The sequence below is a fragment of the Sphingomonas ginsenosidivorax genome, from assembly GCF_007995065.1.
GTDB lineage: Bacteria > Pseudomonadota > Alphaproteobacteria > Sphingomonadales > Sphingomonadaceae > Sphingomonas > Sphingomonas ginsenosidivorax.
Genome location: NZ_VOQR01000001.1, coordinates 609,368 through 623,723, shown reverse-complemented (window position 1 = coordinate 623,723; position 14,356 = coordinate 609,368). Strand labels below are relative to the sequence as shown.

Here is a 14,356-nt window from a genome sequence, read left to right as displayed (position 1 = left end):
TCGCGCTGTCCCGAAACGGGCCGCGCCAGGGTTAACGCGCCCTCAGGCGATGCGACCGGCCAGCACCGCCATCAACGCCTCGCAGCCTTTCGCATCCTCGGCGTCGAACCGCGCCGGCTCGGGACTGTCGAGGTCGAGCACGCCGATCAGCCGCCCGTCATGCACCACCGGAACGACGAGCTCCGACCGGCTCGCCGCATCGCACGCGATATGCCCCGGAAAGTCATGCACGTCGGCGACAAGCTGCGTCGCCCGCGTTGCCGCCGCAGTCCCGCACACGCCTTTGCCGAGCGCAATGCGGATGCATGCCGCCTTGCCCTGGAACGGCCCGAGCACGAGTTCACCCTCGACCATCCGGTAGAACCCCGCCCAGTTCAAATCGGGCAGATATTCCCAGATCAGCGCCGCGGCATTCGCCATGTTCGCGATCGCATCGGGCTCGCCCGCGGTCAGCGCGTCAAGCGCGGTGGTCAGGTCGTGATAGAGCTCGGCCTTGGTGCCCGCGGCTATGTCGAACTGGTACATCGTATATTCCTTCGTCGTCCCCGTGCCCCGCCTCGGGGCTGGCGATATGCGGAGCCGTTCGGGCGAGGACAAGCCCGTCCGTACCTGCCGACGCGCAGATCATGCGTCCGTGCGGCGTTCCACGCGTTACAGCCGGACCGATGAGCACCCTGCCCCCCGCCATTCCCGCCGCCACCCTCGTGATCTTCCGCGAACGAGACGCCGGCCCGCCCGAGCTGCTGATGGTCGAACGCGCACGCGCGATGGCGTTCGCGGGCGGCGCGCTGGTGTTTCCCGGCGGGCGCGTTGACCCAGGAGACCATGCGCTCGCCGGCGGCGACGACGAGGCGGCTTCGCGCATCGCCGCGATCCGCGAGACGATCGAGGAGGTCGGGTTGGCGATCGGACTCGAGTCCGCGCCCGACGCGATTGCGGCAATGCGCGCCAGGCTCCACGCGGGCGACCCGCTGGCCGCCGCACTCGGCGACACCGCTCTGGCGCTCGACGCGCTGGAGCCGTTCGCGCGGTGGCGTCCTGCACATGCGCACGCCCGGATCTTCGACACGCGCTTCTACCTTGCCCGGCTGCCCCAAGATGCCGCCGACGCGCAGATCGACGCGACCGAGAATGTGCGGCTGGTCTGGACGACCGCGGCGGCCGTGCTCGACGACGCCGATGCGGGGCGCGCGACGATCATCTTCCCTACCCGTCGCGTGCTCGAGCGCCTGGCGCGTTTCGCGACCTACGACGCGGCGGTTGCCGATGCGCGCGCCTATCCGCCGCGGACGATCACGCCGTGGATCGAGGAGCGCGACGGCGTCGACTACCTCTGCATCCCCGACGACCTCGGCTATCCGGTTACCGCCGAGCGGCTTACCGACACGGTTCGCGGGTGATGCGTGCGGTGCGGCGCACGATCGGCTGGCTGGTCGGGCTGGCCGTTGTCGCGATGCTCGGCTTCGTCCTGTGGGCGGGCGTCCGCGATCGTCCGCAGGACATGCCGTGGGCACCGCTCGACCTCGGCCAGCCCGCCGGGCTGTTCACGGGTCGCAAGCTCGCCGCGCTGACCGAGGATTTTCCGCAATGCCGGGCGCTGCTCGACCGCGCGGGCGTGCGCTACACGGTGTTGCCACCGCGTAGCGACGGCCAGTGCGGCTATACCGACGGGGTCCGCCTGACCGCGGGCGGCGCACGCCGGATCGGCTTCGCGCCCGCCGGGCTCGGTATCGCCTGTCCGGTCGCCGCCGCCTTGTCGATGTGGGAATGGGATGTGCTGCAACCCGCCGCGCAGGCCGCGTTCGGCGCGCGCGTCGCCAGCATCGACCATTTCGGCAGCTACAGCTGTCGCCGCATCTATGGCCGCGACGCGGGAAACTGGAGCGAGCATTCCACCGCCGATGCGGTCGACATCGCCGGCTTCCGCCTGACCGACGGCACCCGGATCACCGTCGCACGCGACTGGAAGGGTGATGGGCCGAAGGCGCGGTTCCTACACCAGGTCCGCGACGGTGCCTGCCAGCTGTTCGCGACGACCCTGTCCCCCGACTACAACGCCGCGCACGCCGACCATCTGCATCTCGACCAGGCCAATCGCGGCATGGGCGGCTGGCGCGCCTGTCGCTAACCGGCCCCCCGTCAGTTCGCCAGCGAGGTCCCCGTGTCGACCTTCTCGACCCAGTCGGGATAGAAGGCCGGCTGGCGATTGGACCAGCCTGATGCAGTTGCCGCAGCCTCGCTGATCGACTGCAGCAGCTTGCGCCGCAATTCCGGATGCAGATGCGGCAACGCCGCCGCCGCGCAGAACGCCGATGGCAGCCACGGCCGCACCTCGGCACCGATCAGCCGCTCGTAGAGGAACCGGAACGCGGAAAAGGTCGTCAGGCGCCCTTGCCCCAGGTCGAACGCGACGAGCGTGACCATCGGCGCCAGGAACGGTTCGATCGCGTCGAGCCCACTGTCGTCGGGGACGATCGTGCGAAGCTGGGGAAGCGCCTCGTACATCCGCGCCTGCGCCCGGATGCTCGCGGCTTCGACGACATCGCGCGACCAGCGTACCATGGCGTCGTCGCGGTCGAGGCCGATATCGAGCGAGCGACGGATATACCGCTGCGTCGCGGCCGGAAAACCGGCGAATTCCTTCATTTCGGCGAGGGTCATCGAGCCCTTAGCCGGTCTCATTCTGGAAGCCATGTCGTCACCCCGCCCTCAAAGGAACCGATGCAACGATACGCCAGGATGGTTAACAGGCCCTGAGCGCGCCATCACATCGTACCGTCATTGCGCCACGGAAACTGCTGCACCGCAACACGCTATGCGACGAAGCGAGCAGGAAACCGCAACTTTCCCGACGGATGCGAAACGAAAAATGCGCCGGTCGCTGAGGACCGGCGCATTGAATACCATCGACGGTACGGGTGTCAGGCCTGCTTGTGCGTCAGACCCTTCTCGGTTTCGGCGTTGTAGCCGGACGATTCCGGCGCGTCGGTGTTGGCACCGGGCTGGGTCTGCGAGACCGGGTCGCTGCCATCCATCGACTCGTCGAGGGCATTGTCCAGGCGCGCGTCGGCGCTGTCGGGGTTCTTCTGGAGCCGCTTGGCGATCGACTTGTCCTGACCGGCGTCCTGGCGCGGGTTGCGCCCCTCATCCCCATCGGGTGCCACCGACAGGCTGTCGAGCGCGCTTTGATCGATATCGGGCATGGGTGTCTCCTGTAAACTCGTCTGTATAAACGTTTCGCACCCGACTGCGTTCCTAGTGATCAGACTGATCCACAGCAGTCACGCGGACGACCTGTTCGTAGAGTTGCGCCTGGCCGAACACCGTCATGAACGCGATGTCGGTCGCGTCGCGTCCGATGCAGACGCGCGCGACGTCGCCGCACGACGCCATCCCCGTCGCATCGACCAGCCGCCATCCGCCATCCAGCCACAATTCGGCGACCGCGTGGAAATCGGGCGGATCGACGCCTGGCGCATAGGCCGACACGCACCGCGCCGGGATGCCGCCGGCACGCGCGAGCGCGACCAGCAGATGCGCATAGTCGCGGCACACGCCGGCCCGCGACGCGAAGGTGTCGAGGGCGGTGGTTTCACCGCTGCTCGTCCCCATCCGGTAGTCGAGCGAGTCCGTGACCCACGCCGACAGCGCCGACGCCAGGGGTCCGCCCGTAAGTCCCGCGAACTCGCGCAGCACGAACCCCTCGAGCCGGTCCGACTGGCAGTAGCGACTCGGCAGCAGATACGCGGTCAGCTCACCCGGCAGCATGCGCGGCGGCGTCGCCGGGTAGCGGTGGAGATCGACCTTCTCGCGGCTGACGTCGACGGTCGCACGGTAGTGCGCGACGAGCCGGCCATGCCCGCGCGCCCAGCAGCGCTGGCCGATGCCGTCCTCGCCCGGCACCGCGCGGATCGGCGATTCGGACCAGATCGTCAGTGCCTCGTCGACGATCCGCTGGTCGGCCATCGCCGCCGCCTCGATCTGCAGCAGCACGTCCGCCGAGCCGGTGATGCCGTAATCCAGACGCACGTCGATCGACAGGCGCATCGCGCGCAATTCCTTTGATTTGGGGGACACACAAAAAAAGGGCCCGGCGGTTTCCCGCCGGGCCCTTCCCTGAAACGCGTGTTACGTCCGTATCAGTTGCGGCTGCCGCCGAACAGACGCAGCACGAACATGAACATGTTGATGAAGTCGAGGTACAGGCTCAGCGCCGACATGATCACGACCTTGCCGACCATGTCCGTACCCGCGACCTGCGCATACAGGCTCTTGGTACGCTGCGTGTCATAGGCGGTGAGGCCAGCGAACAGCAGAACGCCGATCGCGCTGATGACGAGGCCCATCACGCCCGACTGCAGGAACATGTTGACGATGCTCGCGACCAGCAGGCCGACCACGCCGATGATCAGAAACGTCCCGAACGCCGACAGATCGCGCTTCGTCGTGTAGCCGTACAGGCTGAGCGCCGCGAAGCCCGATGCGGTCGCAAAGAAAGCGCCGGCGATCGACGTGCCGCTATAGACCAGGAAGATGGTCGACATCGACAGGCCCATCAGGACCGCGAAGCTCCAGAACAGCACCTGCATCGTGCCGGTGCTCATGCGACCCTGGCCGAAGCTCATGCCGAACACGATCGCGAGCGGTGCGAAGATGATGACGTACTTCAGCAGGCCGCCGCCCATCATGATCTGCGCGGCCGGCGAGGACTCGCCGCCCCATGCGAACAGCAGAGCGACGATGCCCGACAGCAGGACTGCCGATGCCATGTAGTTGTACACCGAAAGCATATACGCGCGGAGGCCGGCGTCATAGGCTTCGGTACGGGCTCCCGTGGCCGTCGTTCCGAACGGCGCGGCGCGGGGCCGGGGGTCAGACCAGTTAGCCATTGTTGAAAACTCGCTCCTTTGTCCGGCCTAATGCCGGTTACGGTGAATATCGCTCTTTGCCCAACCGTTTTCAAGGCGAACGGTTGCAATCGGACGCGTCTCTCGGGTTAAGCATGATCCCGTTATGATCCGCCTGTTCGTCGCCCTTCGCCCGCCCCCGCCGATCCGCGCGCAGCTTGCCGCAACGATGACCGGCATGCTGGGGGCGCGCTGGCAGGACGACGACCAGTTGCATGTGACATTGCGCTTCATCGGCGAGGTCGAGCGCCCCGTGGCGGAGGATGTCGCCGGCGCGCTCGGGCAGGTGCATACCGATGCCCCTAGCGTCGCACTCGACGGCGTCGGCCGGTTCGAACGCCGCGGCGCGACCACCGCAGTCTGGGCCGGCCTCGCTCCTCAGGACGCGCTGGCGGCGCTCCACCGCAAGGTGGACCAGGCCTGCGTCCGCGCCGGTCTCGCGCCGGAAGGTCGCGCCTATCTGCCGCACGTCACGCTCGCACGACTGGCGCGCGGCGCGGCAGGGCCCGATGCGGATCGCTGGATCGCCGCGCATGCCGGCCTTGCCAGCGCACCGTTCGCCATGCCGCATCTGGTGCTGTACGAAAGCATCCTGACGCGCGACGGCGCGCGCTACGAACCCGTCATGCGCTGGCCGCTCGGAACCGGCGGGCACAGTGTGGGTTCGTCCTAGACAACAGGGAGACACATGATGCGGATTGCGACACTGACGATGATCGGCGCGGCGACGATCGGCCTTGCAGCCTGCGACAAGGGCGGCATGGACACCGGCACGCCAGTCGCGGACGGGCAGAAGGCGGTCGCAACGCTGCAGACCGCGGCCGGTGCCGATGTCGGCCGCGCGACCGCGACCGAGGTCGCAGGCGGGATCCGCTTCACGCTCGACGGCAAGGCGATGCCGCCGGGCACGCACGGCGCGCATGTCCACATGGTCGGCCGCTGCGACGCGCCCGACTTCACCACCGCGGGCGGCCACTGGAACCCGACCGGCGCCAAGCATGGCAGCATGAACCCGCAGGGCCCGCACGAAGGCGACCTGCCCAACCTGATCGTCGGCACCGACGGTCGCGGCACGATCGGCATGACCATCCCCGGTGCGACGATGGCGGCGCTGCTCGACGCGGACGGCTCGGCGTTCGTCGTCCACGCCGACGCCGACGACCTGATGACCGACCCGTCGGGCAACAGCGGCGCGCGCATCGCCTGCGGCGTATTCCGCCCGGCCTGACGCCCTCGTCACCCTGAACTCGTTTCAGGGTCCACGCCTCCGCGAGCGTTATCGCTGGGGGAGGCGTGGATGCTGAAACGACTTCAGGATTACGGTAGGGTCTAGATCGCCTCCCCCGCCGCTCTCGCCCGCGCCTCGCGCGTCGCCTCCGCAGTCGGTGCCAGCCGGTACGCCGCGATCGCCGCGGCCAGCGTCACCGGCGACACCACCAGCAGCGCCAGCATCCCCGTCGACAGGCTGCCGCTCAGCGTCGACACCCGTCCCGCCAGATACGGCCCCAGCGCCAGCCCGATCAGCGTCGTGCCGATGAAGAACGTCGCGGTCGCCGTGCCGCGCATCCGTGGCAGCACCATGTCCTGCGTCGTCGCCGCCGCCGCGCCCAGCGCACAGCTCGCGGTGATCTGCGCAAAGAAGATGCCGATATAGAACGGCACCGGCGTGACGGCAGTGAACGCCAGGATCAGGAACGGCACCGGCACCACCGCGCCGAAGATCACGACCCAGAGCCGCCCCGCCGGATTGCCCCGCCGCAACCGGTCCGACACCACGCCGCCGATCGTCAGCCCCAGGAACCCCGCCATCGCGCCGAGCCCGCCGACCAGCAGGCCGGTCGACGACGGCGTGCCGCCCAGTTCGCGCATCGCATAGGGTGCCGCCCAGAAGCTCGCGGCATAGGCGGTGAACGCGTTGAACCCATAGGCGACGACCGTGCACAGGAACGCCGGCGTGCCGACGATCAGCGCATAGGTCGGCGCGTCGCGGCGCCTGAGCGCACACGCCCAGGAGAATACCGCGTAGATCCCGGTTCCGACCGCGGCCCATTGCGGCCAGGGCTCGCCGATCGACACCAGCGCCAGCACGCCCGCGACGACGGCAGCAAGCCCTGCGACGTTGATCAGCAGCGCCTTCACGCCGCCCATCGCCGCGCCGATCAGCGTCAGCGGCGGGACGATCGTCAGCAGCTCGCCGGCAAAGGCTCGGAATGGCGCGGGGTGCCGCTCGGGTTCGGGCAGCCCCTCGACCAGCCCGCGGATCGGCTCGCGGAGCGTGGTGATCCACAGCGCGAGCACCAGTCCCGGCAGCCCGACCGCCATGAACGCCGCCTGCCAGCCGACCAGCCCCAGCGGCCCGCCATCCGGCCATGCCGCGTTCCAGCGCTGGACGATCAGCCCGCCGATGAAGAGCGAACAGCCGCCGCCGACGAACAGCCCAGCCGAGTAGATCGACAGCGCGGTCGCGCGCAGCCGTTTCGGGAAATAGTCGGAGATGATCGAATAGGCCGACGGGCTCGCGGTGGCCTCGCCGATGCCGACGCCGATCCGCGCGGCGGCGAGATGGCCGCCGGTCCGCGACAGCCCCGACAGCGCGGTCATCACCGACCACAGGGACAGCCCGATCGCCATCAGCCGCACGCGGTGCCAGTTGTCGGCGAGCCGCCCGAGCGGGATCCCGAACAGCGCGTAGAACACGCCGAACGCGGTGCCGTACAGGAACCCCAGATCCTGGTCCTTCAGCCCCAGGTCGCGCTTGATGTCCTCGGCCAGGATCGAGATGATCTGCCGGTCGATGAAGTTCAGGACATAGACCAGGAACAGGACCGACAACACGTACCAGGCATAGCGCGACGCCCTTGCGTCGGCCCTTGGCAAATCGACCTCAGTCATCAACCCTCCCGTGTTTTCGAACTCGGGGTATCAGACTGCGCCCTGTAGAAAAAGTGCTTTCGCTTGGACCGGGTACGTCAGCGTGCGGCGGCGGGCGAGCGCCGGCCGGCGCCCTGCTCGAGCCGTCGCAGCAGCGACTCGATCGAGGGCTGGCCCGTCGGCGCGGGGCGGACCGGGCGGGTCGCCGGCGTCGGTTCGACCGCTTCGATGCGCTCGGGCTCGGCGGCGGGTTGCGGGTCGCGCCGCAACGCCGGCGTCGGTTCGGGCACCGGTTCGGGCTGGACGATCGGTGCCGGCATCGGCCCGACGAGCGGCGTGACCAGCGGCGCGACCGGGCGTGCCGGCTCCATCGGCACCTGCAGCAGCGCCGCGGGATCGAACGCCGCCAGTGGCAGATCGAGATCGGCGGGGATCGGCCGCTCGGGCCCGGCCGGCATCACCACCTCCATCAGCGGCATGCCGAGGTCGGCGGACGACATCGGCCGCCGCGGGGGCGCGTCGGGATGCGCGTCGGCGCGCCGGATCACCGGCACGCCTTCGGACCGCACCGGCTTCACCAGGAACCCGCCCGGCCCGAACAGCAGGTACAAAGCCGCCCAGGTCACTGCCGCGAACAGCACCCCGCTGCCCAGCGCGAGCAGCGCGCGGGCAGTGACGCCCAGCGGCGGTGCTGCGACCGGGAGCACCGCGGCCACGCCGCTGTTCCACACGAGCGATTCGAGCGTGTCCGCGGGCATCGCGACGAACGCGATCGCCGCGATCACGCCGACGCCGAGGCCACCATAGACCGGGAGGGATCGCATCAGACTTTTGCTGGTGAACGCTGACATGAGACATCCAATGAAGCGGCCTGGACCAGCCGCTGGTAAATCGGTTCGTAACGCAGAATGTTTGACGACCAGTTACGCTCCTGTTCGACGAACGCGCGCGCCCCCGTCCGCCGTGCATCCCAGCCCGAGCGGTCTGCGAACATCCCCGCCAGCGCCGTGGCGATCGCGCCGGGATCGTCGGGCGCGAACAATGTGCCCGTCTCTCCGTCACGGATCAGCTCGCGGTGCCCGCCGACGTCGGACGCCGCGACGAGTCGCCCCTGCGCCATCGCCTCCAACGGTTTGAGCGGCGTCACGAGATCGGTCAACCGCATCCGCTTGCGCGGATAGGCGAGGATGTCGACCAGCCCGTAATAGCGCTCGACCTCGGTATGCGGCACGCGCCCGACGAAATGGATCGCCGCCGCCACCGGCGACGCCGACGCCTGCGCACGAAGTGCGGCCTCCATCGGCCCGCCGCCGACCATCAGCAGCCGCGCGTTCGGCCGTGCCGCGACCAGCGCCGGCATTGCCGCGATCAGGTCGTCGAGCCCCTCGTAGTCGTAGAAGCTGCCGATGAACCCGACCACGTCCTTGCCGTCGAGGTCCAGCGCCGCCGCCAGCGCATCGTCGCGCGGCGGTACGGTGCCGAACAGTTCGAGATCGACGCCGTTGGGCGACACGATGATCTTGTCCCCGTCGATCCCGCGCGCGACGAGGTCGCGCCTGAGCCCGTCGCAGATCACCGCGACACCCGCTGCGCGCTTCACCGCCCAGGTCTCGAGCGCGCGCGTCGTCCGGTAGCGCAGCGATCCTTCGGTCCCGGTCCCGTTGCCGACCGCGGCATCCTCCCAGAACGCGCGGATCTCGTACACCAGCGGCAGTTTCCGCCGCCGCGCGACGATCAGCGCCGCCAGCGCATCGATCACCGGCGAATGCGCGTGCAGGATGTCGGGGCGGAACGCGTCCACCGCAGTCTCGATCCGCTTCGCGAACGCGTGGATTCCGGCCAGTTCGCCGATCGGCCCCGGCTTCGCGGTGGCCTGCGTGCGGTGGAAGGTTAGCCCGTCGACCGATTCGACCGACGCGGCCGCCGCGCCATGCCGCGGCCCCGTCACCGCCGCCACTGCCCAGCCCCGCGCCTCCTGCGCCTTCAGGATCGCCCGCGTGCGGAAGGTGTAGCCGCTCTGCAACGGCAGGCCGTGGTCGAGGATATGGAGAATACGCATGGGTGTGCCCTGCCACGAACTGGTTTAACGGCGCGTCAACCGGCGCGCGGCTACACGAAGCGTCGTATCTGTGCAGGGCCGTATCATGATCGACAATCTCGCGCTCGGCCTGACCCACGGCCTGATGATGCTCGCCGCGTTCCTGCTGCTCAAGCGGCCCGATCTCGACTCCGAACCCGATCCCAAGGCACCGCCGAAGAAGAAGGGTCGCTTCGGTGCGTGATCTCGCCTTCATCGCGTTCCTGCTCGGGCTGTTCGGCATGGGGTTCCGCCGGCCGTTCCTGCTCGTCCTGGTCTATGTCTATATCGACATCGTCTCGCCGCAGCGGCTGACCTATTACCTGCTCAACGCCGTGCCGATCTCGCTGATCGCGGTCGCGCTCGCGGTCGGCGGATGGGTGCTCGCCGACGACAAGCGCGACACCCGCGTCGCGCCGCGCCAGGTCCTGATCGGGCTGCTGCTGCTCTATTGCTGGGCGACGACGATCGCTGCGGACTTCCCGGTCGAGGCGAAGGAGAAATGGGACTGGGTCTGGAAGGCGCTCGCCTTCGCCGCGTTCCTGCCGCTCACGCTGCGCACGCGCCTCAGGATCGAATCGCTGCTGCTGTTCATGATCCTGTCCGCCGCGTCGATCATCATCGTCGGCGGGATCAAGACGCTGGCGACGGGCGGCGGTGGCTATGGCCAGCTCAACCTGATGGTCGACAATAACTCGGGGCTCTACGAAGGCAGCACGATCAGCGCGGTCGCGGTCGCGATCGTGCCGCTGATCATCTGGTTCATGACCTATGGCACGATCTTCAGGCCCGACTGGCGCGTGAAGGGCTTCTGTCTTGCGCTCGTGTTCGCCTGCCTGCTGATCCCGGTCGGCACCTCGACGCGCACCGGGCTGCTCTGCATCGGGCTGCTTGCCCTGCTCTCTCTGCGCTCGGTGAAGCGCAAGGGGCTGTATCTCGGCGGGATCGCCGCGCTCGGCCTCGCCGCGATTCCCTTCCTGCCATCGACCTTCACCAACCGGATGAACACGATCCAGACCTACCAGGCCGACCAGTCCGCCTCGACCCGGCTGGCCGTGTGGAAGTGGACGATCGACTATGCCAAGTCGCATCCGTTCGGCGGCGGGTTCGAGGCGTATCGCGGCAACCATATCCGCTACGACCTGAAGACCGCGGACGGCGGGGCGCCCCCCGCCGGCCCAACCGTCGAAGTCGACAAGGCGCGCGCCTATCACAGCGCCTATTTCGAAATGCTCGGCGAACAGGGCTATTTCGGGCTCGCGCTATGGCTGATGATCAACATCATCGGCATCGTCCGGATGGAGATCCTGCGCCGCCGCTACCGCGACCCCGCCGGCCCCTATCCCTGGGCAGCGCCGCTCGCCGCCGCGCTGCAGAGCGCACATATCATCTACCTGCTGGGCGCTGCGTTCATCGCGATCGCGTTCCAGCCGTTCATCTACATGCTGATCGGCGCGCAGATCGGGCTCGACACCTATCTCGCGCGCGAGCGCAGCGAAGAGAGCTTCCGCCCGATGGGCCGCCGCGCTGCGCTCCCCGCATGACCGAACTGCGTCCGCTGACCAGCATCCGCGGGCTCGCGGCATGGTTCGTCGTCCTCTACCACATCCGCCTGTCGATCGCCGGCCTGTCCGACTGGGCCCGCGCGATCTTCGCCAAGGGCTATCTCGCGGTCGATTTCTTCTTCCTGCTGTCGGGGTTCGTGATCTGGCTGACCTGGCACGAGCGCCTGGGCGGGCGCGGCAGCACGACGGTGTTCCTGCGGAAACGCATCGCCCGCATCTGGCCGCTTCACATTGTCATGTTGGCGGCCGCCGTCGCGGTCGCGCTGCTGATCAAGGCAACGGGTCGCGCGGTCCCGTCGGACTATCCCTTCGCCGAGCTGCCGTTGCACGTCGTGCTCGTCCAGAACTGGGGCTTTACCGACCGACTGGCATGGAACGACCCGAGCTGGTCGATCAGCACGGAGCTGGGCGCGTACCTCCTCTTCCCGCTCCTCGTCCGCAGCGTCGACTGGCGCCGCCTGCCGACGCTCGCGCTGCTCACGATCGCGGCCGCGATCCTGCTGCTGCTGCACCTGGCGATGGCCGCGCCGACGCTCGGCACCGACATCCCCCGCTGGGGCCTGCTGCGCTGTCTGACCGAGTTCACGACAGGCACGATCGTCTGCGCGCTGTGGCTGCGCTGGCGCGGCCGCCGGTCGACGCTGCCCGTTGCGGCAGCGGGCGTCGCGCTGTTACTGACCTGGGCGGGCGGCACCCCGGAAACGCTCGTCATCCCCGCGGCATTCGCCTGCCTTCTCCTTGTCTTGGCGCTCACAGCGGCCTCCCCCGCTCCGTTCGTGCTGAGCGAAGTCGAAGCACAGCGCACGATCAGCACGTCGCCCATTGGGACGGGTGCCCTTCGACTACGCTCAGGGCGAACGGGTGTGGGCAGACATGGCAATCCGCTTGAGGGTCGCGCGCTGCATTATCTAGGCGAGATCAGCTACGCGACCTATCTCAGCCACTTTGTGCTCTGGACGATGTTCAAGCTTGCGTTCGTAAACGATGCTAACGCGGTCCCGCCGCTCCTGATCGCTCTGTACCTGGCGCTTGTCATGGCAAGCTCGGTAGCGCTTTACCATCTGGTCGAGCGCCCCGCGCAACGCTGGATCAACGGGCGGGCCACTGGCCGTTCCCCGGCGAAGGCCGGGGCCCGGTTGGGCGGGCCTATGTGAAGGCAGGCAGCCGCTTATCCCCCGCGTTTCCCAACTGGGCCCCGGCCTACGCCGGGGAACAGCTTACGATCAATCCACCGGCTCGTCCGCCAGCTCCTCCTCCAGCGCGGCAATGATCGCCGCGTTGAACGCAGGAATGTCATCCGGCTTGCGGCTGGTGATCAAATTGCCGTCGACCACGACCTCCTCGTCGACCACATCCGCTCCGGCATTCTCCAGGTCGGTCCGGATCGACGGGAAGCTGGTCAGCTGCCGCCCGTCGATGACGTCGGCCTCCGCCAGCAACCACGGCGCATGGCAGATGGCGGCGACGATCTTGCCGTCCTCCATGAACTCGGTGACGATATCGAGCGCGCGGTCCTCGAGCCGCATCTTGTCGGGGTTGGCGACGCCGCCCGGCAGCACCAGCGCGTCGTAATCGTCGGTATCGACCTCTTCGAGCGTGATGTCCGGCGTGATCGTCTCGGCCTTGTTGATGTCGCCCTTCATCCCCTGGATCGGATCCTTGCCGATCGAGGCCAGCGTCACCTTGGCACCCGCCGCCTCGAGCGCCTTCTTGGGTTCGAACAGCTCGACGGTCTCGAAGCCGTCGGCGGCGAGGATCAGGACGCGTGCCTGCGATAGATCGGCCATGTCGGTGTCTCCAGTGGTTGCGTGCCCCGAGAACACCTGGCCGACCCCGCCGTTCCGGAACGATGCGCTCCGCCGAACATTTCCAGAGACCAAAGGAGCGACGCATTTGGCGCTGAAGATCGTGTATTCGGACGACTCGAAACCCGGCATCACCCGGAAGAAGGTTCGCAGCGGCTGGGGCTATTGGGATGCGAAGGGCGACCGGATCACCGATCGCGACGAGATCGACCGGTTGAACGCGATCGCCCTGCCCCCCGCCTATGTCGACGCCTGGTTCTGCCCGAAGCCCAACGGCCATATCCAGGCGGTCGGCTGGGACGAGCGCGGCCGCAAGCAATATCGCTATCATCTCGGTTTCCGCGAGGCGCAGGACGCGGCCAAATACGAACGCTGCGCCGATTTCGGCCACGCGTTGCCCAAGCTGCGCAAGCAGGTCGAAGCCGACCTCGCGCGGCGCAAGCTGAGCCGCGACCGCGCGGTCGCCGCCGTCATCCGGCTGCTCGACACTGCGCATATCCGCGTCGGCAACGAAGCCTATGCCGAGGCGAACGAGTCGTTCGGCGCGACCACGCTGCGCAAGCGCCACGGCGCGGTCAGCGGCAGCACGCTGAAGCTCAGGTTCAAGGGCAAGTCGGGCAAGGAACGCACACTGAAGGTCGCCGACCGGGCGCTCGCCAGCGTCGTCAAGAAGATGGCCGACCTCGACGAACAGCATCTGTTCGCCTGGGTCGACGACGCCGGCGAGGCGCATCCGGTCACCTCGTCCGACGTCAACTGCTATATCAAGGCGGCGACCGGCGAGGACTTCACCGCCAAGCATTTCCGCACCTGGGCCGCCAGCGTCGCCGCGTTCGAGGCGCTCGCCAGCGCCGAACGCGACCTCAGTCTCAAGACGATGCTCGAACCCGTCGTCGCCAAGCTCGGCAACACGCCTGCGATCGCGCGCAAGAGCTATGTCCACCCCTCGCTGATCGGGCTCGTGAAGAAGGGCCAGACCGCGTTCCGCACCGCGCTGCGGCTGCCGCGCGCCAAACGCTACATGACGCGCGAGGAATGCGGGCTGATCGCATTCCTCGAAGCCGGCACGCCCGCTGCCCCCACGCTGGCGGCGAAGATCGCCGCGCCCGTCGCCAAGGCGGCCTGACAAGA

Annotated in this window: 17 protein-coding genes; 8 read left to right on the top strand and 9 right to left on the bottom strand. The window is 68.3% G+C overall.

The window, feature by feature from the left end; translation table 11 throughout:
• Positions 1-42 precede the first annotated feature (42 nt).
• Complete coding sequence (locus tag FSB78_RS02730; protein ID WP_147079743.1) at positions 43-525, bottom strand: GAF domain-containing protein; 483 nt, start codon at positions 523-525, stop codon at positions 43-45.
• Between the two features lie 140 nt (positions 526-665).
• Here FSB78_RS02730 and FSB78_RS02725 point away from each other — a divergent pair, with 140 nt between their 5' ends.
• Both FSB78_RS02725 and FSB78_RS02720 read left to right on the top strand, forming a co-directional pair.
• Entirely contained in the window at positions 666-1,400 is a 735-nt protein-coding gene (locus tag FSB78_RS02725; protein WP_147079741.1) for an NUDIX domain-containing protein, read from the top strand.
• Complete coding sequence (locus FSB78_RS02720; protein WP_147079739.1) at positions 1,400-2,128, top strand: extensin-like domain-containing protein; 729 nt, start codon at positions 1,400-1,402, stop codon at positions 2,126-2,128. Before FSB78_RS02725 ends, FSB78_RS02720 begins: the two co-directional genes overlap by 1 nt.
• A gap of 11 nt (positions 2,129-2,139) precedes the next feature.
• On the opposite strand, the gene FSB78_RS02715 is transcribed toward FSB78_RS02720, so the two are convergent.
• The 4 genes from FSB78_RS02715 to FSB78_RS02700 all read right to left on the bottom strand — a co-directional run bounded on the left by FSB78_RS02715 (position 2,140) and on the right by FSB78_RS02700 (position 4,889).
• Complete coding sequence (locus tag FSB78_RS02715; RefSeq protein ID WP_147079736.1) at positions 2,140-2,694, bottom strand: hypothetical protein; 555 nt, start codon at positions 2,692-2,694, stop codon at positions 2,140-2,142.
• A 227-nt stretch (positions 2,695-2,921) separates the two neighbouring features.
• Entirely contained in the window at positions 2,922-3,203 is a 282-nt protein-coding gene (locus tag FSB78_RS02710; RefSeq protein WP_147079734.1) for a hypothetical protein, read from the bottom strand.
• A gap of 52 nt (positions 3,204-3,255) precedes the next feature.
• The gene (locus FSB78_RS02705; protein ID WP_147079732.1) at positions 3,256-4,047 is read right to left on the bottom strand and encodes a transglutaminase-like domain-containing protein; all 792 of its coding nucleotides are present in this window, start codon (positions 4,045-4,047) and stop codon (positions 3,256-3,258) included.
• Positions 4,048-4,139: 92 nt separating this feature from the next.
• Positions 4,140-4,889, bottom strand: a complete 750-nt coding sequence (locus tag FSB78_RS02700; RefSeq protein ID WP_147079729.1) for a Bax inhibitor-1/YccA family protein — start codon at positions 4,887-4,889, stop codon at positions 4,140-4,142.
• Between the two features lie 124 nt (positions 4,890-5,013).
• Here FSB78_RS02700 and thpR point away from each other — a divergent pair, with 124 nt between their 5' ends.
• Together thpR and FSB78_RS02690 are read left to right on the top strand one after the other, a co-directional pair.
• Positions 5,014-5,580 (top strand): RNA 2',3'-cyclic phosphodiesterase, encoded by a 567-nt coding sequence (gene thpR / locus FSB78_RS02695; RefSeq protein ID WP_147079726.1) that lies wholly within the window; start codon positions 5,014-5,016, stop codon positions 5,578-5,580.
• A gap of 18 nt (positions 5,581-5,598) precedes the next feature.
• Positions 5,599-6,135 carry a superoxide dismutase family protein gene (locus tag FSB78_RS02690; protein WP_147079724.1) on the top strand — a complete coding sequence of 179 codons (537 nt, stop codon included), beginning with the start codon at positions 5,599-5,601 and terminating at the stop codon, positions 6,133-6,135.
• 101 nt (positions 6,136-6,236) lie between these two features.
• Here FSB78_RS02690 and FSB78_RS02685 read toward each other — a convergent pair whose 3' ends face one another.
• The 3 genes from FSB78_RS02685 to FSB78_RS02675 all read right to left on the bottom strand — a co-directional run bounded on the left by FSB78_RS02685 (position 6,237) and on the right by FSB78_RS02675 (position 9,837).
• A complete protein-coding gene (locus tag FSB78_RS02685) occupies positions 6,237-7,799 on the bottom strand; it encodes a spinster family MFS transporter (RefSeq protein WP_147079722.1) in 1,563 nt (520 codons plus the stop codon).
• 77 nt (positions 7,800-7,876) lie between these two features.
• Complete coding sequence (locus FSB78_RS02680) at positions 7,877-8,602, bottom strand: hypothetical protein (RefSeq protein ID WP_147079720.1); 726 nt, start codon at positions 8,600-8,602, stop codon at positions 7,877-7,879.
• Positions 8,602-9,837: a TIGR04063 family PEP-CTERM/XrtA system glycosyltransferase gene (locus FSB78_RS02675; protein WP_147079718.1), complete on the bottom strand. Its 1,236-nt coding sequence runs from the start codon at positions 9,835-9,837 to the stop codon at positions 8,602-8,604. Before FSB78_RS02675 ends, FSB78_RS02680 begins: the two co-directional genes overlap by 1 nt.
• A gap of 85 nt (positions 9,838-9,922) precedes the next feature.
• Between FSB78_RS02675 and FSB78_RS19225 the strand changes: the two genes are divergently transcribed.
• Genes FSB78_RS19225 through FSB78_RS02665 form a run of 3 tightly spaced genes read left to right on the top strand, consistent with a single transcriptional unit; the run spans position 9,923 to position 12,574 of the window.
• The gene (locus FSB78_RS19225; protein ID WP_199743102.1) at positions 9,923-10,060 is read left to right on the top strand and encodes a hypothetical protein; all 138 of its coding nucleotides are present in this window, start codon (positions 9,923-9,925) and stop codon (positions 10,058-10,060) included.
• Positions 10,053-11,399 (top strand): putative O-glycosylation ligase, exosortase A system-associated, encoded by a 1,347-nt coding sequence (locus FSB78_RS02670; RefSeq protein WP_147079716.1) that lies wholly within the window; start codon positions 10,053-10,055, stop codon positions 11,397-11,399. Before FSB78_RS19225 ends, FSB78_RS02670 begins: the two co-directional genes overlap by 8 nt.
• Positions 11,396-12,574, top strand: a complete 1,179-nt coding sequence (locus tag FSB78_RS02665; protein WP_147079714.1) for an acyltransferase family protein — start codon at positions 11,396-11,398, stop codon at positions 12,572-12,574. The genes FSB78_RS02670 and FSB78_RS02665 overlap by 4 nt, the downstream gene beginning before the upstream one ends.
• A 69-nt stretch (positions 12,575-12,643) precedes the next feature.
• On the opposite strand, the gene FSB78_RS02660 is transcribed toward FSB78_RS02665, so the two are convergent.
• Entirely contained in the window at positions 12,644-13,207 is a 564-nt protein-coding gene (locus FSB78_RS02660) for a type 1 glutamine amidotransferase domain-containing protein (protein WP_147079712.1), read from the bottom strand.
• 106 nt (positions 13,208-13,313) lie between these two features.
• Here FSB78_RS02660 and FSB78_RS02655 point away from each other — a divergent pair, with 106 nt between their 5' ends.
• On the top strand, positions 13,314-14,351 hold the full coding sequence (locus tag FSB78_RS02655; RefSeq protein ID WP_242007946.1) for a DNA topoisomerase IB: 1,038 nt from the start codon (positions 13,314-13,316) through the stop codon (positions 14,349-14,351).
• The last annotated feature ends 5 nt before the right edge of the window (positions 14,352-14,356 follow it).